This window comes from Nostocoides sp. HKS02 (assembly GCF_009707485.1).
GTDB lineage: Bacteria > Actinomycetota > Actinomycetes > Actinomycetales > Dermatophilaceae > Pedococcus.
Genome location: NZ_CP046121.1, coordinates 1,120,947 through 1,139,524 on the forward strand (window position 1 = coordinate 1,120,947; position 18,578 = coordinate 1,139,524).

At 70.7% G+C, this 18,578-nt stretch carries 24 protein-coding genes, 1 tRNA gene and 1 pseudogene; 8 read left to right on the top strand and 18 right to left on the bottom strand.

Translation table 11 applies throughout. The features are described from left to right. Positions 1-18: 18 nt before the first annotated feature. From GKE56_RS05285 to GKE56_RS05320, 9 genes and pseudogenes are all read right to left on the bottom strand, one after another. Positions 19-384 (bottom strand): MOSC domain-containing protein, encoded by a 366-nt coding sequence (locus GKE56_RS05285; protein ID WP_154683643.1) that lies wholly within the window; start codon positions 382-384, stop codon positions 19-21. A 2-nt stretch (positions 385-386) separates the two neighbouring features. Next, positions 387-629, bottom strand: a complete 243-nt coding sequence (locus GKE56_RS05290) for a DUF6295 family protein (protein ID WP_230209206.1) — start codon at positions 627-629, stop codon at positions 387-389. Positions 630-648: 19 nt separating this feature from the next. Next, entirely contained in the window at positions 649-1,008 is a 360-nt protein-coding gene (locus GKE56_RS17235; protein WP_230209207.1) for a dienelactone hydrolase family protein, read from the bottom strand. Further along, positions 1,007-1,492 (bottom strand): annotated as a pseudogene (locus GKE56_RS18150) (dienelactone hydrolase family protein); the annotation flags it as partial. The gene GKE56_RS17235 and the pseudogene GKE56_RS18150, both read right to left, overlap by 2 nt. A 19-nt stretch (positions 1,493-1,511) precedes the next feature. Beyond that, positions 1,512-1,588, bottom strand: a tRNA-Val gene (locus GKE56_RS05300). An 81-nt stretch (positions 1,589-1,669) separates the two neighbouring features. Further along, the gene (locus GKE56_RS05305) at positions 1,670-2,107 is read right to left on the bottom strand and encodes a PGPGW domain-containing protein (RefSeq protein WP_195908249.1); all 438 of its coding nucleotides are present in this window, start codon (positions 2,105-2,107) and stop codon (positions 1,670-1,672) included. Positions 2,108-2,115: 8 nt separating this feature from the next. After that, the gene (locus tag GKE56_RS05310) at positions 2,116-2,967 is read right to left on the bottom strand and encodes an aminotransferase class IV (protein ID WP_154683646.1); all 852 of its coding nucleotides are present in this window, start codon (positions 2,965-2,967) and stop codon (positions 2,116-2,118) included. After that, complete coding sequence (locus tag GKE56_RS05315) at positions 2,964-3,989, bottom strand: chorismate-binding protein (RefSeq protein WP_154683647.1); 1,026 nt, start codon at positions 3,987-3,989, stop codon at positions 2,964-2,966. The genes GKE56_RS05310 and GKE56_RS05315 overlap by 4 nt, the downstream gene beginning before the upstream one ends. Before the next feature lie 30 nt (positions 3,990-4,019). Next, complete coding sequence (locus tag GKE56_RS05320) at positions 4,020-5,885, bottom strand: collagen binding domain-containing protein (RefSeq protein WP_195908250.1); 1,866 nt, start codon at positions 5,883-5,885, stop codon at positions 4,020-4,022. 177 nt (positions 5,886-6,062) lie between these two features. On the opposite strand from GKE56_RS05320, the gene GKE56_RS05325 reads away from it, so the two are divergent. Then, positions 6,063-7,154: an LLM class flavin-dependent oxidoreductase gene (locus GKE56_RS05325; RefSeq protein ID WP_154683649.1), complete on the top strand. Its 1,092-nt coding sequence runs from the start codon at positions 6,063-6,065 to the stop codon at positions 7,152-7,154. Then, entirely contained in the window at positions 7,151-7,789 is a 639-nt protein-coding gene (locus tag GKE56_RS05330; protein WP_154683650.1) for an FMN reductase, read from the top strand. The genes GKE56_RS05325 and GKE56_RS05330 overlap by 4 nt, the downstream gene beginning before the upstream one ends. A 72-nt stretch (positions 7,790-7,861) precedes the next feature. Here GKE56_RS05330 and GKE56_RS05335 read toward each other — a convergent pair whose 3' ends face one another. Next, a complete protein-coding gene (locus GKE56_RS05335) occupies positions 7,862-8,446 on the bottom strand; it encodes a hypothetical protein (protein WP_154683651.1) in 585 nt (194 codons plus the stop codon). A 210-nt stretch (positions 8,447-8,656) separates the two neighbouring features. Here GKE56_RS05335 and GKE56_RS05340 point away from each other — a divergent pair, with 210 nt between their 5' ends. After that, positions 8,657-9,022: a DUF805 domain-containing protein gene (locus GKE56_RS05340; RefSeq protein WP_154683652.1), complete on the top strand. Its 366-nt coding sequence runs from the start codon at positions 8,657-8,659 to the stop codon at positions 9,020-9,022. A gap of 107 nt (positions 9,023-9,129) precedes the next feature. On the opposite strand, the gene GKE56_RS05345 is transcribed toward GKE56_RS05340, so the two are convergent. The 3 genes from GKE56_RS05345 to GKE56_RS05350 form a co-directional block, all read right to left on the bottom strand. Continuing rightward, on the bottom strand, positions 9,130-9,567 hold the full coding sequence (locus GKE56_RS05345) for a VOC family protein (protein WP_230209209.1): 438 nt from the start codon (positions 9,565-9,567) through the stop codon (positions 9,130-9,132). Positions 9,568-9,593: 26 nt separating this feature from the next. Continuing rightward, complete coding sequence (locus GKE56_RS16865; protein ID WP_195908324.1) at positions 9,594-9,782, bottom strand: hypothetical protein; 189 nt, start codon at positions 9,780-9,782, stop codon at positions 9,594-9,596. Between the two features lie 121 nt (positions 9,783-9,903). Then, a complete protein-coding gene (locus GKE56_RS05350; protein ID WP_154683654.1) occupies positions 9,904-10,131 on the bottom strand; it encodes a hypothetical protein in 228 nt (75 codons plus the stop codon). 88 nt (positions 10,132-10,219) lie between these two features. Between GKE56_RS05350 and GKE56_RS05355 the strand changes: the two genes are divergently transcribed. Continuing rightward, on the top strand, positions 10,220-10,531 hold the full coding sequence (locus GKE56_RS05355) for a hypothetical protein (protein WP_154683655.1): 312 nt from the start codon (positions 10,220-10,222) through the stop codon (positions 10,529-10,531). Here the strand turns inward: GKE56_RS05355 and GKE56_RS05360 are convergent. Beyond that, positions 10,528-11,430, bottom strand: coding sequence for a phosphotransferase (locus GKE56_RS05360; RefSeq protein ID WP_154683656.1), 903 nt, complete (start codon positions 11,428-11,430; stop codon positions 10,528-10,530). The two genes, GKE56_RS05355 and GKE56_RS05360, sit on opposite strands and share 4 nt — an antisense overlap. Beyond that, a complete protein-coding gene (locus GKE56_RS05365; RefSeq protein ID WP_154683657.1) occupies positions 11,427-12,155 on the bottom strand; it encodes a LuxR C-terminal-related transcriptional regulator in 729 nt (242 codons plus the stop codon). Before GKE56_RS05365 ends, GKE56_RS05360 begins: the two co-directional genes overlap by 4 nt. 447 nt (positions 12,156-12,602) lie before the next feature. On the opposite strand from GKE56_RS05365, the gene GKE56_RS05370 reads away from it, so the two are divergent. Next, a complete protein-coding gene (locus tag GKE56_RS05370; protein WP_154683658.1) occupies positions 12,603-13,031 on the top strand; it encodes an OsmC family protein in 429 nt (142 codons plus the stop codon). 226 nt (positions 13,032-13,257) lie between these two features. On the opposite strand, the gene GKE56_RS05375 is transcribed toward GKE56_RS05370, so the two are convergent. Together GKE56_RS05375 and GKE56_RS05380 are read right to left on the bottom strand one after the other, a co-directional pair. Beyond that, positions 13,258-14,091 carry a sigma-70 family RNA polymerase sigma factor gene (locus GKE56_RS05375; RefSeq protein ID WP_154683659.1) on the bottom strand — a complete coding sequence of 278 codons (834 nt, stop codon included), beginning with the start codon at positions 14,089-14,091 and terminating at the stop codon, positions 13,258-13,260. A 123-nt stretch (positions 14,092-14,214) separates the two neighbouring features. Continuing rightward, complete coding sequence (locus GKE56_RS05380) at positions 14,215-14,829, bottom strand: DUF2231 domain-containing protein (RefSeq protein ID WP_154683660.1); 615 nt, start codon at positions 14,827-14,829, stop codon at positions 14,215-14,217. An 87-nt stretch (positions 14,830-14,916) separates the two neighbouring features. On the opposite strand from GKE56_RS05380, the gene GKE56_RS05385 reads away from it, so the two are divergent. Continuing rightward, on the top strand, positions 14,917-15,810 hold the full coding sequence (locus GKE56_RS05385; RefSeq protein WP_154683661.1) for a PaaX family transcriptional regulator C-terminal domain-containing protein: 894 nt from the start codon (positions 14,917-14,919) through the stop codon (positions 15,808-15,810). Between the two features lie 22 nt (positions 15,811-15,832). Here GKE56_RS05385 and GKE56_RS05390 read toward each other — a convergent pair whose 3' ends face one another. Then, on the bottom strand, positions 15,833-16,354 hold the full coding sequence (locus GKE56_RS05390) for a RidA family protein (RefSeq protein ID WP_230209210.1): 522 nt from the start codon (positions 16,352-16,354) through the stop codon (positions 15,833-15,835). On the opposite strand from GKE56_RS05390, the gene GKE56_RS05395 reads away from it, so the two are divergent. Both GKE56_RS05395 and GKE56_RS05405 read left to right on the top strand, forming a co-directional pair. Next, positions 16,330-17,145: a fumarylacetoacetate hydrolase family protein gene (locus GKE56_RS05395; protein ID WP_154683662.1), complete on the top strand. Its 816-nt coding sequence runs from the start codon at positions 16,330-16,332 to the stop codon at positions 17,143-17,145. The two genes, GKE56_RS05390 and GKE56_RS05395, sit on opposite strands and share 25 nt — an antisense overlap. Before the next feature lie 22 nt (positions 17,146-17,167). Then, positions 17,168-18,574: an acyl-CoA thioesterase domain-containing protein gene (locus GKE56_RS05405; protein ID WP_370518461.1), complete on the top strand. Its 1,407-nt coding sequence runs from the start codon at positions 17,168-17,170 to the stop codon at positions 18,572-18,574. The last annotated feature ends 4 nt before the right edge of the window (positions 18,575-18,578 follow it).

Sequence of the window (18,578 nt, forward strand, 5' to 3'; positions counted from 1 at the left end):
CCCGGGTTCGGGAACTGGTCATGTCGAGGTGTGGCCGTCCGTGACGGGGCCCGCGACGGTGACCGGGTCGCCGAGGTGCACCGTCCCGGGGACGCGGACCGCGGCATACACCCCGGGGCAGCTGCTCGGCGCGCCCGTGACGTCGAGCTCGACCGCGCCCAGTCGTAGGACGGATCCGATGCTCGCGGCAAGCTCGCCGGGCTCCATCGACACCACGACGTTGGCCCGGGTCTCGGGCCGCACGTCCTGTGCTGCGACCACCTGGACCGCTGCCTTCTTGCGCCGGTCGCCGGCAAGTCCGTCGGGCTCGACCATGCTCTCGCTCAGCGTGTGGCCGGGCTCGCCGTGCGCGGGGTAGATGTGCAGCTCGACGACCTCGGCCATGCTCACATGCCTTCCGGAGCGGAGGCGAGGGCCGCCTGGATCGCGGCGACGAGCTGGGTCGCGGACTCGCGGGTGAGCTCCACGGCCACCCTCGCGCCGGGCCCGCGGGAGGGGTCGGCGAGGTCGATGTTGAGGGTGTGCTCGGCCATCGCGTGCACGGGGTGGTCGTAGTAGACCGTCGCGTCCGTGACGTGGAACCACGCTCCGCCAGGCCCCTTGGCGCTGCCGTCGACCTGCTCCCTCACCGTGGCGTACGTGCACATCTCAGGCCGCCAGGTGCTGGTCGAAGAAGGTGGCGATGCGCTCCCAGCCGTCGTTCGCCGCGGCGACCCGGTAGGACGGACGGTCGACGGCGAAGAACGCGTGGCCGGCGTCGTCGTAGGAGTGGAACTCGTGGGGCTTGTCGAGCTCGTCCAGCCGGGCGTCGAGGTCGCGGACATGCTCTGGGCTCGGCGCCTTGTCCTCGACGCCGAACAGGCCCAGCAGTGGCGCCCGCAGGTTCGGCAGCTGGTCGACGAGGTTGGTGATGGCCAGCGGGAAGTTGGCCGGGGGGCTCGCCCGTGACGAAGGCGCCGTAACAGTCGACCGCCGCGTCGAGGTCGAGGTGGCAGGCGGCGAGCACACTCTGGCGACCGCCCGAGCAGTGGCCGATCACGCCGACCTTGCCGTTGTTCGTCGGCAGCGAGCGCAGGTATGCCGCGGCCGCATCGACGTCGGCCACCAGCCGCTCGTCGGGCACGCCGCCACGGGCGCGCACGACGGCGGCCGCATCGGCCGGGTCGGCGCCGGGAGCCTCGCGGGAGTAGAGGTTGGGACAGATCGCGTCGTAGCCGAGCTCGGCGAACCGGCGCACCATCTCCTTGGTGGCCCGGTCGTAGCCCGGCAGGTGGTGGATGACCACAATGCCCCCACGGGGGTGCTCACCCTCGGGGCGGGCGAGGTACGCCTCGACGTCGGCGCCGTCTGAGCCGGTCAGGTGGATGGTGGTCGCGGTGAGGGAGTCAGACACCCGCCGATCGTATGCCGCGTCCTGGGCGAATCGTCGCCGGGCTCTGGCAGGCCTCGTGGGCAGCTTCGTCCGGGTCCCCACCCGGACGATCTCACCCACGAGGTGGGTTGGTCGAAGCTGGTGGACGTGAAGGGACTCGAACCCCTGGCCTCTCGCGTGTGAAGCGAACGCTCTAACCAACTGAGCTACACGTCCAGTGCCGAAACGGCTCCCGAAGAATAGCGGGAGGTGGCGCGCCGGGTGAAATCGGCTCGCGTGGCGGCGATCGCCTGCCCGTCAGAGGCCCGGCAGCCGGGTGACCCAGCGCTCGACCACGTCCGGCATCAGGCCCGGCACGCCGCTGACGAGGAACAGCAGGTAGAAGAGGCCGGCCACCACGGCCCCCGTCCCGACCAGCACGAGTGACCTCACGGCCCAGCCCTGGCGCAGCATCCAGCCGTTCCAGAGCCGCAGCCGTTCGCGGACCCAGTCGCGCAGGCGTCCGGCCCAGGCGAACTCCGATGCCCACACGATGATCCCGAAGAGGACGACCAACCAGCCGGGCCCCGGCAGCGGAACGAGCGCCAGCCCGCCGAGGACGATCAGCAGGCCGACGACCGCGACGACCCACCGGTAGATGCGGTGGCTGTGGGCGTTCGCGCGGATGCGCCGGCGCCACTCCCAGTCGCGGTCGTCCAGGGGATCGTTCAGGGGGTCCTTCAGTGGGTCGCTCACGGGTGTGTTCACGGGTCGAGCTGGGCGCCACTGTTCCGGGCGAAGATCTCGGCGGCCCGGGCCGTCACGGGGCCCGGCTCGAGCACCCGCTCGTCCACTCCGTGCACCGTGAGCACGTCCTTGGTCGAGCTGGTGATGAAGACCTCCGCAGCGCTCTGGAGCACGTCCAGGGGCATGGCCTCCTCGCGCACCTCGATGCCCTCGGCGCGACACCACTCGATGGTCACCTCGCGGGTGATCCCGGCAAGGCACCCCGAGTCGAGGGGCGGAGTGAACAGCACCCCGTCTCGCACCACGAAGATGTTCGACCCGGTGCCCTCGCACAGCTCGCCGCGGGTGTTGGCGAAGATCGCCTCGATCGCGCCGCGCTCCTTGGCGTAGGCGAGCGCCACGACGTTCTCGGCATACGAGGTCGTCTTCAGGCCCGCCACCGCCGAGCGCTCGTTGCGTACCCAGGGCACCACGGCGATGCTCGCGCTGATGGGCGGTCGGGGCTGCGGGCCGGCCGTGACGATGTAGGTGAGCGCGCTGTCCTCACGGTCGGAGCCCAACGGTCCCGCCCCGCCCGTCACCGAGTAGCGCAGTCGCCCGAACTCGAGGGGCTCCCCCGCCTCGAGCACTGCCTTCGTCCCCTCGGCGAGGTATGCGTGGTCGGCCGGGGGCAGGCCCAGCCCGGCGAGGGTGCGGTCCAGTCGGCGGGCGTGCCGGGTCGCCGCGAAGACCTGGCCGCCGTCGACCTTGCACGTCTCGAAGGCGCCGTCCCCGACGGTGACCCCGTGGTCGAGGGCGGCGATCGCCGGCTCGTCCACCCCGGTCAGCCGCCCGTTGACCCACACTCTGATGTCGTTCGTGCCGCTCATGGCTCCACCCTTCCAGATGCCAGGCCGACGAGTCTCGCCGCTTTCACCTGGGTCTCCTCCCACTCGCCCAGCGGGTCGGACCCCCACGTGATGCCGGCGCCGGTGCCGAAGCGCAGCCAGCGCCGACCGCCGGCGTCCCGTTCTGCCCAGAACGACCGGATGCCGACGGCGAGTTCCGCGGTCCCGCTGTCGGCATCGATCCAGCCGATGGCACCGCAGTACGGGCCACGTCGCGCTGGCTCGAGGTCTCGAATCGTCGTGAGCGCACTGGACTTCGGTGCACCGGACACCGAGCCCGGCGGGAACGTCGCTGCCATGATCTCCGGCCAGCCGACCCCCGGGCGGAGGGTCCCGGACACTGCTGACACCAGGTGGACCAGCCCCGGGTGCACCTCGGGTCGGCAGAGGTGGTCGACCTGCACGGTGCCCGGACGACAGACGTGCGAGAGGTCGTTGCGCACGAGGTCGACGATCATGACGTTCTCGGCGTAGTCCTTGGCCAGCATCGTCTCGGGACTGCTCGCGGTCCCCTTGATCGGGCGCGACTCCAGGCGGTCGCCGTCGCGCAGCAGGAACGCCTCGGGACTGGCGCAGACGACGTCCAGCCCGGCCGAGGGCACGTGGACCCGGCCCGAGTGCGGCGCGGGGTTACCCCGCTCCAGCAGCTGCGCCAACCCCTCGAGGTCCGCGTCCTCCCCCAGCTCGTGCGCGAGGACGCGGCAGAGGTTCACCTGGTAGACGGTGCCCGCCGCGATGCGCGCACGGATCTCCTCCACCCCACCGAGGTATGCCGCGCGGTCCAGGCTCGTCTGCCACTCACCTCGCAGCGGCGCCCAGGGCACCCGTGGCGCCGGCGCGGCATACCGCTCCACGTGGGCGAAGCGCACCGCGGTGGGGAGCCCGTCGAACTCGGCCACGACGGCCCAGAACCCGCGGTCCAGGCCGTCGAGATCGTGGCGCACCTCCACCGGCTCGCTCGCCACGACGGTCCCGAACCGCACGTACTCCGATGCGGCTGCCACGGGGCGATCCTAGGCGCCCCCTGACACGCCTCAGGGCAGGTGGAAGGTGACGGCCCGTTGCTCCCCTCGGTCGAGGTGGATGACCGTGGCGGCAGCCTGCGACGTGGCGCCGTCAAACCACGCGGTGCGGCCCGCCTCCGACAGGTCGAGCCGGAGCACGTAGTCACCCGGGGGCAGCGGAGTCGTGCGGAACTCGCCACTGCCCGGCATCGTGTCGAAGTCGCCGAGGTAGGCGCCGGACGTCGAGTAGACGAAGCCGGTGCCGTACTCCTGCGGCGCGGAGCCGTCCGCCGCGACGACGGACCCGGTAACCCGCGCGCCAGGGAGCACCTGCGCGTTGAACGCCGTGGTCTTGAGGGTCTTGACCTTGAGGGGCTGTGCGGCCGCCAGGCTGTCGGCCTTGCCCGACCAGACCGGCGCGTAGTCCTGGTCGAAGCTCCCGGCGTACACGACCGGGGTGTAGGAACCTGCCGGGAGGCCCTGGATCGCGTAGTGCCCCTGAGCATCGGTCACGGCGTCGTAGATGCCGTTGCCCGGACCCGCGCGTCCCGGCAGCACCCCTGAGGCGTCGACCCAGACACCCTCGACGGGCTGGCCGAACTGGTCGGTGACGGTGCCGCTCAGCGTCCCGCCAGGCACGAGGCGCTCGGTGCGGGTCGCGGTCGTGGCCCCTTGGCGAACCTCGACCAGGGTCGCCCCGGCCTGCGTGTCCGACTTGTACAGCCAGTCGCCCACGACGTTGTAGAGCGAACCGGTGCCCGGCGGAGCGACGTGCACGGCGACCGAACCGGCGGGCAGCCCGCCCAGGGTCCAGGCGCCGTGCGCGTCGGTGCACCCGTCCGCCTGGCCGACGACGAAGCCGCCGCCATGGCCGGCGTATGCCGCGGGGCACACGTCCGGGATCGGGGCGCCCGTGCGTGAGTCGACGACGGTCCCTGACACGTGGCCGGCGACGTCGAGGGCGGCGTCCGCCGTCCCGGTCGAGCCGCGGTGGACGTCATACGCCGTGGCGTCGGCGAGCACTCGCGTGCCGCCGCTGTACTGCTGCACGTACCTGCCCTGTGGGTCCTGGAAGGACAGCACCCAGGCGCCAGCCTCCCAGGGCTGGACCTGGTAGGTCCCGTCGGCGGCGGTGCAGTCGGAGCCCAGGCCCGGGTTCTCGTCGGTCGGCAGGCTCGGCAGCACTGCCGCGACGCAGACGCCCTCGACCGGTGCGTGCGTGGCGGCATCAGTCACCCGTCCGCTGATCGTGCCCTGCGGCACGAGCCGGTCGTCGACCTGGACGGGCTGGTCCGTCGCCGCCGTGACCGGGTCGGCGGTGTCGAAGCTGTCCTTGCCGAAGGCCCACTGGTCCGCGGGCCACGCGCTGAAGTGCACCTTGACCTGGCCGGGTCGCACCAGGGTCGACCACCTACCGTCCGGATCGGTGGAGGCGAATCCCACGTCCTGCCAGTTCTGGGCGTCCACGACCTCGACGTAGGCACCGCCCACGGGAGCACCCGAGGTGTCTGTGAGGGTGCCGCGGACCTCAGCGCCGCGCTGCAGCGTCGTGTCGATGGTCGCCGGCGCGATGACCGGTGACGCGGAATCGAAGGTCTGGGCGTTGTCGTACCACTCGCCGAGGTACGGTCCGCTGCCGTCGACCTGCACCTTGTAGGCAACGCCGGCCTCGAGGTCAGGTGCACTCCAGTCGCCGGTGTCCGTGGCGCACGTGCTCGTCACGTACCCAAAGTCGGCGGCGGTGTAGATCGTCACGCATGCCGCGATCGGCGACCCGGTCACCTCGTCCGTGATCGTGCCACCGAGCGTTGCGGTGGCCGCATGGGCGGGGCCGGCGATCACTCCCAAGGACAGGGCCGCCGCCCCGACCACAGCGGCGAACCGCCTCCTGGACACGCGCATGGTGATCCGTCCTCCCCCTCGTCCGACTCAGGCCTCGTGCAAACTAGCAACGGCCGTGGCGGCCCAGATGGGATTTGACGAACTCCTGACCCTCACCGCGGGGGAATGAACCTGTAGCGGGTTCGGTTGTGGTAGTTGAATTTGAAACTACCTAGACGAGGAGCGGGCACGATGCAGTTCGGGATCTTCACGGTCGGGGACGTCACCCAGGACCCCACGACGGGCACGACCATCAGCGAGAACCAACGCATCAAGAACACCGTCGAGCTGGCACGTCACGCTGAGCAGGCCGGCCTCGACGTCTTCGCCACCGGCGAGCACCACAACCCGCCGTTCGTCCCCTCCTCCCCCACCACGACGCTCGGCTTCATCGCGGCACAGACGACCGACCTCATCCTGTCGACGTCGACCACGCTGATCACGACGAACGACCCGGTGAAGATCGCCGAGGACTACGCGACGCTGCAGCACCTCGCCGACGGGCGGCTCGACCTCATGATGGGCCGCGGCAACACTGGCCCCGTCTACCCGTGGTTCGGCAAGGACATCCGCGACGGCATCGCGCTGGCGATCGAGAACTACGCGCTGCTCCGACGCCTCTGGACCGAAGACGTGGTCACCTGGGAGGGCAAGTACCGCACGCCGCTGCAGTCGTTCACGGCCACGCCCCGCCCGCTCGACGGCATACCTCCGTTCGTCTGGCACGGCTCGATCCGCAGCCCCGAGATCGCCGAGCAGGCGGCGTACTACGGCGACGGCTTCTTCCACAACAACATCTTCTGGCCGATGTCCCACACGAAGCAGATGGTCGCGCTCTACCGCAGGCGGTTCGAGCACTACGGCCATGGCGCGGCCGACCAGGCCATCGTGGGCCTGGGTGGCCAGGTGTTCATGCGGACCAACAGCCAGGACGCGGTGCGCGAGTTCCGCCCGTACTTCGACAACGCGCCCGTCTACGGCCACGGCCCGTCGCTCGAGGAGTTCACCCGCGAGACGCCGCTCACGGTCGGCTCACCGCAGCAGGTCATCGAGCGGTATGCCGCGATGGCCGACCACGTGGGCGACTTCCAGCGCCAGCTGTTCCTCATCGACCACGCGGGCCTGCCGCAGAAGGTGGTCCTGGAGCAAGTCGAGATCCTGGGAACCCAGGTCGTGCCCGAGTTGCGTAAGATCGCCGCGGCGCGCAAGCCCGCCCACGTCCCCGACGCGCCCACGCACGCCAGCCGTCTGGCCGCGGCCCGCACCCTGGAGGTGACTGCATGACCCGCCGTCAGATCGTGGTCGTCCACGCTGGCCTCAGCCAGCCGTCAGCCACCCGCCTGCTCGCCGAACGCCTCTCCACCGCGACCCAGGACGCCCTGCTCGAGCGTGGCCAGGAGTCCGAGGTGACCGTCGTCGACCTGCGCGAGCACGCGCAGGACCTGGCGAGCACGCTGCTCACCGGCTTCGCCACCGGCGGCCTGAGGGACGCGCTCGATGCCCTCGGCGTCGCTGACGCCGTCATCGTCGTCACCCCGGTCTTCCAGGCGTCGTACAGCGGTCTGTTCAAGACGTTCTTCGACGTCCTCGACGACGGGCTGCTCCGGGGCACGCCGGTGCTCCTGGCCGCGACCGGAGGCACACCCCGCCACTCGCTGATGCTCGAGCACGCGATGCGCCCCATGTTCGCCTACCTCAAGGCGGTGACCGTTCCCACCGCCGTCTTCGCCGCCGCCGAGGACTGGGGGGCCGCCGGGGCGGTCGAGCGCGGCCTCGCCGGTCGTATCGACGTCGCTGCCGCCGAGCTGGCCGAGCTCCTCTCGGGCGGTCGACCCGAGGCGTCCAAGCGCCAGGCGGCGGCTGAGCTCGCCGACCCGGTGCCCTTCGAGCAGCTGCTGGCCCAGGCCTCCGGGTCCTGACCTACCGACGACTGCAGCTCCTGCCGGGAATCCCGGCAGGAGCTGCAGTCGTGTAGGGCGCCTCTGGCTTGCTCAGGCGAGGGCCGGGGTCGCGTGCCGCATGCCGACTCCGACCTCCTGGTCGACCTGCACCCGGCGCAGGTGACGGAAGCCGAGCATGCTCAGCACCAGCATGCCTGCCGCGCCGATGAAGCTGGCCCACGCGGCATACAGGGCGATGGTTCCCATGGTCCCGAAGGCGTAGGCGTTGAGCAGCAGCCCGCGCAGGGTCTCACCGCGGAAGGTGAGCTGGACCAGAGCCGCGCTCTTCTGGTCGGCCGGGTTGGCCCGTGAGATCGCGCTCAGCTCGGCGTACGTCTTGCCGCCGGTGGCCTCATCGAGGTGGACCTTGATGAAGTGGTTCGCATAAGCCTCGGCCTGGGCTCCGGTCGTGAGCTGCTGGCCGGCGTACTGCTCGAGGTACGGCTTGATCTGCGGCGAGCTGAGCTGGGGGTCGCCTGCCTTCGGGAAGTAGATCCGCTGGGCCGCGAGCTGGGTGTGGACCTGGTCGCCGACGAAGTTGCTCGCCCACAGGGTGAGTCCGCCCGCGACCAACAGCACGGCGGCAACGATGACACCGCCGGTCGTGAGCAAGGCATCGAGAGTGCGTCGTCGCATGGCTGTGGTTCCTCCTCCGGGTGTTTCCACCCGTGTCTGGTTGTCCTTCTGGCAGAACCAATCTCGCGTGTCCCCGCCGTCGGCGTCAGGGCCAAAGGTCCCGACGTCGGCGAGCCGGACTTGCGAGCACTCTTGCGAAAAGAGCCGGCATCGGGACCCGTGACTTGTAGCGTTCGTGCGGCACGTCCCCTTGACTACCTGGAGAGCCCCATGTCGTTCGCCGATTCGGTCCGTTCCGCCCTGACCCAGTACGCCACGTTCACCGGCCGCGCGCGGCGCTCCGAGTACTGGTGGTTCCAGCTGTTCGTCCTCGGCGTGTATGCCGTTGCCGCCATCATCGATGTCGCCGTCCACAGCCAGGTCGTGGCGTTCGTCGCCTTGGTCGCGCTGCTGCTTCCCTCGATCGCCGTGTCCGTGCGACGGCTCCACGACACCAACCGGTCTGGGTGGTGGTACCTGATCAGCCTGATCCCGTTCGGCGGCATCGTCCTGCTCGTCTTCTTCGTCCAGGACAGCGCGCAGTCACCCAACGCCCACGGCATCTCACCCAAGGCCGTCCCGGTCCCGATCGCCTGAGCCGGGTCACAGACCGCCGAGGTGGTCCCGAGCGACAGACCTCGGGACCACCATCGTCCAGGCGTCCGTGACCAGCTCGGTCATCTCCTCGAGGTCGAGGGTTGCCATCAGCGGGCGGTCTCCTCGACCAGGAGGACGCGGTTGCCGTCAGGGTCACGGAAGTACGCCATGGGCGGCACGGGACCCTCGCCGCCCATCACATCCTCGAACTCGAGACCCCGCGAGCTGAACTCGGCCATGGCTGCCTCCAGGTTGGGCGTGTCGAAACCAAACGGCGCGTTGCCACCAGGCTGCGGGTCGCCCTCGCCCGTCGGCGGGACGAGGGCGATCACCGTGTACGCACCGGCCGGAGCCACCTCGATCCAGCGGAAGCCCTCACCGAACTCGGTGTCCGTGCGCACCTCGAAGCCGAGCACGTCGCGGTAGAACGCGAGCGCGCGGTCCTGATCGCTGACGGCGAGGTAGACCGGTGCCCACGCCTGCGATGTGCTGCGGGGTTGGGCTGGCGGCCATGCGGATACTCCCCTTCGAGTCGACGGGACCACCCTATTCGCCTCACAGGCGTGCACGGCTAGTTCCAGGATCCGCCGTTGCCCCAACCGGGACCTGGGCGCATCTGGGGCGGCTCGCCCGCGGCGGGCGCGTCCTCCCATTCACCGTTGTCCTGTCCCCGGATCCGGTTGACGACGCCGCGGACCACAACCCCCACGAAGGCCAGGACTCCCAGCCCGAACACGCCGATCAGAATCACTGCGTACATCCTCGACGACCTCCCCGAGACGGGCGAACCGCCCGCCAGCTCAAGCTACGGCCGCGCGATCGCGCGACCGCGCACACGTTGTGACCCGTCATCATTCTCGTCCTCCGCGTACGGGCACGCGTCAGCCCATCCCTCCGGTGCCCATCCCGCCAGCGTTGGAGCCCATGCCGGGCGTGATCTTGAACGAACCCGGTGGCAGGTCTCCGTACTCGTCGGCTCGACGCTCCTCGGGGGTTCGGTGATCCCGCACCCGCCTCGTCACCGCGACGACCAGGCCCACGACGATGGCCAGGACCCCGAGTGCGAATACGCCGAGGAGCAAGACCGCAATGAAGGGAACCCCGAACATCGTTCCGACCTCCTCGACAGCTGGCAGGGCCACGGTCGTCCGCGCCCCTGAGGTGACAGTACGGCGACCGGATGCTGCCAGGGCGGCCTTGCGTGAGATCGACGTACATCTGGGACGCATGAACGCGCGGTCCGGTTCCACCGAGCATCGCGGCCGATGGCGCAGTTCCGGCATTCGGCGCGCGACCCAACAACTGGTGAGCGACGATGCGGACATGATCTGGTGGCTGATGGGGTTTGCTGTGGTGATTGCCGCTTTGGCTTTGGTCCTACGGCGTCGGGGCGCGTCGCCGACCGGAAGTGACACCTTGCACGATGCCGGCGCCGCTCACGCCCCGCAGGCGTTCCGGGCGCGGCAAGAGGGGACGGGCGGCATGAACAGCAGCGCGGGCGCCAGCTAGCCACGCGTTCGGCGATGGTGATCCGACCACCCCTCGTGCCCGCGCTGTGGCGCCGTGGGGCGGTGAGGAGGGCCGTCGTGGGCAGCATCGTCCGGGTGCTGGCACCGACGATGCTGCCCACGAGACGTGCGCCAGTCGGTTACAGCCCGGAGGACAGCGTCCAGCCAGGCGTGTTCGTGTCGGGCGATGAACGCGGCGCAGGCCTGCCAGTGCTCGCCGTGCCCCGTGGCATACATCGACCCCCACGGTTCCCGGCCGGCCTCGTGCGAGGCATGGAGCAGGTCGTGCATGGCGCGGGCCCGACGTGCCATCGTCGAGGGCAAGGCTGCGCGGAGCTGCTCGTCGGCGTCGTAGCCGTCGACGAATGCGACGAGCCGGCTCGCCGCGAGGCCGACGTCCTCGCCGGCGAACACGTGGCCGAACGAGATCGCGGCATAAGCAAGATCCCACAGCCGCGTACTCGGCCCGGCCCCGTCCCAGTCGATGAACACCAGCCGATCCCCGTCAATCACGAGGTTCCAAGCTGCAAGATCGTTGTGGCACAACAGGTTCGGTCGATCCACCGGCAGGAGGACCTCCCACGGGTCGGGAACGGGCAACCCCGCGCTGGCGTCGTGGATCGTGCGCACCAAGGCACCCACGCGACGGAGCAGCGCGACGTCCAGCGGGCCCCGGTCCATCGCCAGGTCGCCCGGGACGTACTCGAGAACAAGGCGGCCCAGCTCGTCGCGGGCCCTTGGTTCGGGCAGGTCGACGCCACGGTTCCGTAGAGCCTGCATGTACGCCACCGTGAGGTCCGTCGTCGGCAGCCACGGCTTGCGCACCGTGTCCCCGATACGAACCACGCTCGCCGAGGCGTTGCCACCGGTCAGGGACGTCGCCCGGTGCCGGCCCGTCATGGGTTGAGCCTGGACCACAGCGCGGCGGCGTGGGCCCGACTGTGCGCCCCGACGCGCTCGCGGGCTGTGGCGAGGCGCTTTCGGACCGTGCGGTCGGTGATCCCCAGCCGGCGCGCGATGCGCCGGTCCGTCCAGCCTCGGGCGACCAGGGCCAGCACCTCGGCCTCGCGGTCGGTGAACGTCACGGTCGCGGGCAGCGCCTGCTGGAGCTGGTGCGCCGCATGGTCGAGCTGGTTGCGAAAGGTCAGGGCGCCCGCGAGTGGCTGGCGGACCAGATCGAGACGGCGCATGTCCTCGTCGCTGAAGTCGTGACGGCTGCGGTGGATACCGAGGAACACCAACGTCGTTGGGGTCGCCAGGAGCGTGAGCGCTGCGGGGTAGCGCCCGCCGCAGAACCCGTGCATCGCCTCGTAGGGCTCTGAGTCCCAGAACGGGCCCATCGGGGTCAGGTCGCTGACCCGGTGCGTGGCCCGCTCCGGCATACCCGCGCTGAACGATGGGTGCTCCGCGACGACGGCCTTCGCGCGTTCGAGGTACCTCCCCTCGACAGGGTCCTGCCCGGCCACGTCCACCGTCACGTGGTCAGTCCCATCCGCCCCGGCGGCCCAGACCGTCAGACCTGCGCCCGCGTCGGCCCGCAGCTCGCGGTGGACGCAGTCGGCAAGGAACTCGCCGTACGGTTGGCCGCGGACTGCCAGGTGCGCGGCTTCGACGCTGAGACGCACAAGGTCCTCATCGCCCACAGTCGCCCCCCGAGCTGACGCGCCAAAGTTCCGCTTTTGACACTACTCGCACCCCTCGCGCACGTGGAACCCTTCAGGACGCGGCGGCTCACACCGATATGCGGGCCGACCGGGTGGGGTGAGGGGGCTGAGACGGGTGCGACACGGACTGGGCGGACCCGGCTGTCGGCCGCAAGGGTTTCGGTCGTGGTCGCGGCGTGCGGGCACCAGGGGATGCCGGCACAGCGGCGACCACGGCCGGAGCCGCCCACAGGCGCAGACGCCTCGACCTGCACAACGCGGCGATGTCGACCGTTTCCGCACCGGCTCTGTCTCTCGCTGTCCACTGGAGCTCCCGCGGTATCGCAGTCGCTAGATTGGGCGTCGAGCGCACCAGTGGTCGCAATCGGCCGGGCGCGCACGAAACCGGACCCCACCGAAGGAGAAGCCATGGCCACCACCCGCACCGCCGCCGCCCACTGGGAGGGCTCGCTCAAGGAAGGCGCTGGCGAGGTCACCCTCCAGTCCTCAGGGATCGGGACGTATGCCGTGACGTGGGCTTCGCGTGCCGAGGAGGCGAACGGCAAGACCAGCCCCGAGGAGCTGATCGCCGCCGCGCATTCGACGTGCTTCTCGATGGCGTTGTCCAACGCACTCGCTCAAGCGGGCACACCTCCGACGACCATCGACACCTCGGCCTCGGTGACCTTCCAGCCCGGCACCGGCATCACCGGGATCGCCCTGTCCGTGGTCGCTGACGTCCCGGGTATGACGGCAGAACAGTTCGAGGAGGCCGCCCAGGGCGCTAAGCAGGGCTGCCCGGTCAGCCAGGCGCTCGCCGCCGTGCCGATCACCCTCGAGGCACGGCTGGGCGGCTGAGTCCGAGCTGACCACGGGACGAGAGTGTCCGGCAGCGGATCTCCCGCTGCCGGACACTCCCGCGGCACGAGCACGAAGGCTGTGGGCTCAACCTTGGAGCTCTTGACCCGGTCGACGGCGCGCCGCAGACCGAGCCCGTGCTCTCCCTACCCGAGTGCGCTCAACCCATGCCTCCAGAGCGCAGGAACTGCAGCCGCATCGAGGACGGCTCAGTCGAGCGCCAGGCTCACGCGGCCATCACGGGGTCGCTGAGGTCGTGGCGGAGCCGGGCGAGGATGGCGGTGAGCAGGCGCGAAACCTGCATCTGGCTCACCCCGAGCGCGAGTCCGATCTCTGACTGGGTCCGCTCCTCGACGAACCGCAGCCGGATGATCCGGCGCTCCCGCTCCGAGAGTGAGGCGATGGCCTGGGCCAGTGCATCGCGCCGGGCCAGCGCCTCGACATGGTCGCCGTCGCGTTCGGCCACGTCGATCGGGTGGCGACCACCGACCACGGGGGCATCGAGGGAGACTGCACGGTAGGCGGCCGAGCAGGCCTGCGCCTCCTGGACATCGCCACGCTCCAAGCCGAGGGCACCCGCCAGCTCCCCGGTGGACGGCTCGCGCTGCAGCCGGTGGCGCAGCAGGTCCTCCTCGGTGGCGAGCTGGGCGCGCAGCTCCTGCAGGCGGCGAGGCGGTCGCACCGCCCAGCCACAGTCGCGAAAATGCCGTTTGATCTCACCGGAAATCGTCGGCACGGCATACGCGGCGAAGCTGCTTCCGCAGCCGACCCGGTAACCGCGAGCTGCCTTCACCAGGGCCATCCGGCCCACTTGCACGAGGTCGTCGGCGTCGATGCCCCGGCCGCGGTAACGGACCGCCACGCTGTCGGCGAGGTCGAGGCAGAGGACCACGGCTTCTCGTCGCAGCGCCTCGGCGCGTTTGGTGTCATCACAGTCCTGGGCCTGTGCCAGAAGGGATTCGGCACGCTCGTGGGCCTCTTGGCGGGTGGCCTCGACGTATGCCGCGTGGAGGTCCCGGCTGGAATGTTCGAGACTGGTCTGGTCAGAAATTTGGGTCATGAGGGTGCGCCCGTTCTCTCAATGAGAGGGATGGCACCACTGCTGGACCATGTGTCTCGCTGTGTTCGTCTCTACACAACCACGACATTGCGGTCACCGCAATGGCAGGGCACTCCCCCGTGCTCAGCGACTCAGCCGGGGACCCACGCCGTCGGTGGCGAATGAGGGGTGCCGGCTACCGGTCTTGCGGGCGGCGCTGAGGTGGCCCCCCAGCAGGCCCGCCACGGTGGCCACCGACGTGGCCGCGAACGACAGAGCGACGGACCGACCATGCGCGCGCCGCCGCGTCGCGAGCGACCCGGCATACAGGGCCACCGCGACCACGTTGAGCGCCGCATGGGCCGACGCGATCCGCGTCTCGGGCTTGGCCGTGCCCCTCCACTCGGCCAAGCCCGTGAGGACCGTGGGCACGGCGGTGAGCAGTCCGGCGGCCAACAGTCGACGGGACGCGGGCCGGTCCTCCTCGCGCCCGAGGACGTCCAGCAGGAGGCTCGAGCTCCACAGTCCGATCGGCACGTCGGTCATCGCCGGGTGCACTGCGTGACCCAGCGCCGTCCCGGTCAAGGCGCCGCGCAGGCCGGGCCGCTCGGTCACGCGCGACAGCCAGCCGATCGGGAGACTCAGCTGGTCGAGTGCGCCCGCGCGCTCCAGGCTCTGCACCAGCCGCACCGCGACGGGTCGCTCGGCGCCGGTGGCTGGTGTGGCGTCGGGGAGGTGGTCTGGTCCGCTGCCGGTCATGACCTGTCCATGCCCGCCCTCGTCCCCCGCAAACCCGCGACCCGGAACGTCTGCGGAAGCCACCTGCCTCGTGGCTAGTCTTGCGTCGTGCCCACCGCCTCCAGCTCACCTGCCACGACCCCGGCGGAGGATCCGGCGCCGACGCCGACGTCGGCTGCGGAGCCGCACCTCGGCACCGGGCGCCAGCTGCAGCAGTTCATCGTGACGATCTGCGCGCTCTATGCGCGGGGTGAGCGGTCGATCGCGGTCGCCGACCTGATCCGGCTCCTCGAGACGCTTCACGTCGAGGAGGCCGCGGCCCGCTCGGCCCTGTCCCGGTTGAAGAAGCGCGGCATCCTCAACAGCACGCGCGCGAACGGGGGCGCCGCGTATCGACTCGACCCGGCGCTGGAGGACGTGTTCGAGGAAGGCGACGAGCGGATCTTCGCCACTCGCCGGGCCACGCCGGACGAGCGGTGGCTGCTGGTGGCCTTCTCTGTGCCCGAGGCGCGACGGCACCTGCGTCACCAGATCCGCAGGGTCCTGGCTAGCCGCGGCTTCGGCACGGTCGCGGCGGGGCTGTGGATCGCGCCCGAGTCCGGGTACGCACACGTGCGCCGTGAGCTCGAGCGCGAGGGGCTTGCGGGGTTCGTCGAGTTCTTCTCGGCGGAGGTGATGACCGACGAGGTCGGGTCACGGGTCGCCCAGTGGTGGGACCTCGACGCCCTGGCCGAGCTGTATGCCGGGTTCCGCGCCGCGTTCGGACCCGTCCTGGAACGGTGGCAGCAGCGGGGGCCCGTCGGCGACGACCCCCAGGCCTTCGCCGACCACGTCCTGCTGCTCACGGCATGGCGGCGGCTGCCCTACCTCGACCCGGGACTGCCCTCGGAGTACCTGCCCGCCGACTGGGAGGGGCTGGCCGCGGAGCGACTCTTCATGGCTCTGCACGAGCTGCTCTCCCCCGCGGCCGCACGCCACGCCGCGACGGTGCTCGGACCCTGACCGGTCGCCTCCGGGCGAGGACTCAGGGGACGCGCAGGCGTTCCTGCGGGATCACGGCGACGCCGAGGATCTCGATCAGGGCCTCGGGTTGCCACAGGGCGGTGCAGCCGATGCCGGCCATCGCCGGGTAGACCGGGCCGGCCAGCTCGCGCCAGACCGCACCGATCTCGCTGCCGTGCGCCTGGTAGTCGGGGATGTCGGTGAGGTAGATCGTGATGCTCACGAGGTCCTCCGGCAGGCCGCCGGCCTCGCGCAGGGTCGTCAGCACGTTGCCGAACGCCTGCCGGAACTGCGCCACGATCCCGCCCTCGACGATCCGCATCTCGGAGTCGAGGGCGGTCTGGCCGCCGAGGTACAGCGTCGTGCCGCTGAGGGTGCCGTGGGAGTACCCCCGGGGGTGGGCAGCGTGGCGGGGTTGATCGCGATGGGCGTCATGGGATCTCCTCGGTCTCGAAACTCGGTATTGACTATACGTGACGGTCGTGAAAAAGTCGCTATATCGAGCGGAGGGAGTAATCGGTGCGACTGGCCACGGTGGCGACACCAGACGGCGCGACGTATGCCGCGGTCCGCTGCGGCGACGCCTGGCGGGCGTTGCCGGCCCCCGACCTGTCCACGCTCCTCACCCGCGACGCCTGGCGCGACCTCGCGGCCGACCCGGGCGCAGAGCTGTCGGGAGCCACGCCCGTGAACCCACTCCCCCGCCCGGGCAAGGTGATCTGCGCCGGGCTGAACTACGCCGAGCACATCACCGAGATGGGGCGCGACCTGCCGTCGCACCCCACCCTGTTCGCCAAGTTCGCCGACACCCTCACGGGTCCGCACGATGCCATCCACGCGCCCGCCGCCGTGGAGCTCGACTGGGAGGCCGAGCTCGCCGTCGTGGTCGGCACCGAGCTGAGGGGGGCCACCGAGGACGACGCGCGCCGCAGCATCGCCGGCTACACCATCGCCAACGACATCTCGGTCCGTGACTGGCAACGCCGCACCCTCCAGTGGTTGCAGGGCAAGGCCTGGGACGCCACGACCCCGATCGGCCCGGTGGTCGTCACCCCCGACGAGCTGGACCCCGAGGCAGGCGTCGAGGTCACCTGCGAGGTCAACGGCGCCACCGTGCAGCGTGGCAACACCCGGACCCTCGTGTTCGGCGCGGCCACCTTGCTCGCCTACATCTCCCAGTTCACCACCCTGCGCGCCGGGGACCTCGTCCTCACCGGCACCCCCGGAGGCGTCGGCATGGGCATGGAGCCACCCCGGTTCCTCGCCGACGGCGACGTGGTCCGCACCGCCATCGCCGGCATCGGTGCGCTCGAGAACACCATCCACCTGACCTGACATCCCGACCCGAGGAGACCCGATGAACTTCGACGACTACGTGCTCGAGGGCGACCCGACCCCCTGGGCCCTCCCCGACGGCACCGTCGCCCCGGTGGTGACCCGCGGCGGTCTCGAGGACGTCCAGACGATGGATTCCGGTGGCGCCGTGCGGGTTTCGGGGGTCAGCAACCAGCACACCCCGGCCCAGCGGCTGTGGTACGGCCGGGTGTCCAACGCCCCCGGGTTCCGGTCGGTGTCCCACCACCACGGCGAGGCCGAGACGGGCGGCTACGTCCTGTCGGGCAAGGCGCGCATCTACTACGGCGAGAAGTTCGGCGACTACGTCGACCTCGAGACCGGCGACTGGGTGTTCGTTCCCCCCCTTCATGCCGCACGTCGAGTGCAACATGTCGACCACCGAGGACCTCGTCTGGCTGACGACGCGCACCCCGGACAACATCGTCGTCAACCTCGCCGACGTCGACGACGCCACGCTCGAGGGGTTCCGGCGCGCATGACCCCCACCTCCGCGGCCCTCACCTCCCAGGTCCTCACCGACGCCCTCGAGCTGACGCCAGCCAAGGCAGAGGTGTTCGACGAGGCCTACACCGCGACCACCCAGTACTGCCCGTGGCCCAAGGCGTACGGCGGCGACATGGTCGCCCAGGCCACGGTGGCGGCCCTGCGGTCCGTCGACACCGATCGCCGGCTCCACTCGATGCACAGCTACTTCATGCGGCCCGTCGACATCGGAGCGCAGGTCCGCTACGAGGTCGAGCGGCTGCGCGACGGCCGCGGCTACTCGACCCGGCAGGTGCGCGCCTTCCAGGGTGGCAAGCCCGTGTACGTCGCCCTGGCCTCGTTCCACGTCCCCGAGACCGGCGGTGAGTATGCCGCCGACGCACCCCGCGCGGTGCCGCCGCCGGAGTCGCTCCCGAGCGCCGCGGCATACCTCGAGGCGTTCGAGCCGGGCACGGACGAGACAGGGACGATGACCGCCGACTCCCGCGCCTACTGGTCCGGCGGCAGGTCCTTCGACATGCGGCACGTCCCAGGGCCGGTCTACGTCCGGGTCGAGGGTGAGCGAGTGCCGCACCAGGGCGTCTGGGTCAACCCGTTCGACCCGCTGCGCCCGGTCGCGGGCCTCGACGACACGCAGCTCGCGCAGGCGGCGCTGGCCTACGCCTGCGACTACACGATCCTCGAGCCGGTGCTGCGCGTCCTGGGTCTCGCCTGGGCCGATCGTGGCCTGGTGACCGCCAGCCTCGACCACGCCATGTGGTTCCACCGGCCGTGCGCGATGGATGACTGGCTGCTCTATGCGCAGGAGGCCGTCGCCGCCGGCTCCGGGCGCGGGCTGGGGCTCGGGCGCTTCTTCACCCGTGACGGCGAACACGTGGCCACCGTCGCCCAAGAGGGCATGCTCCGGGCCGGCCAGCGACTGTGAAAGG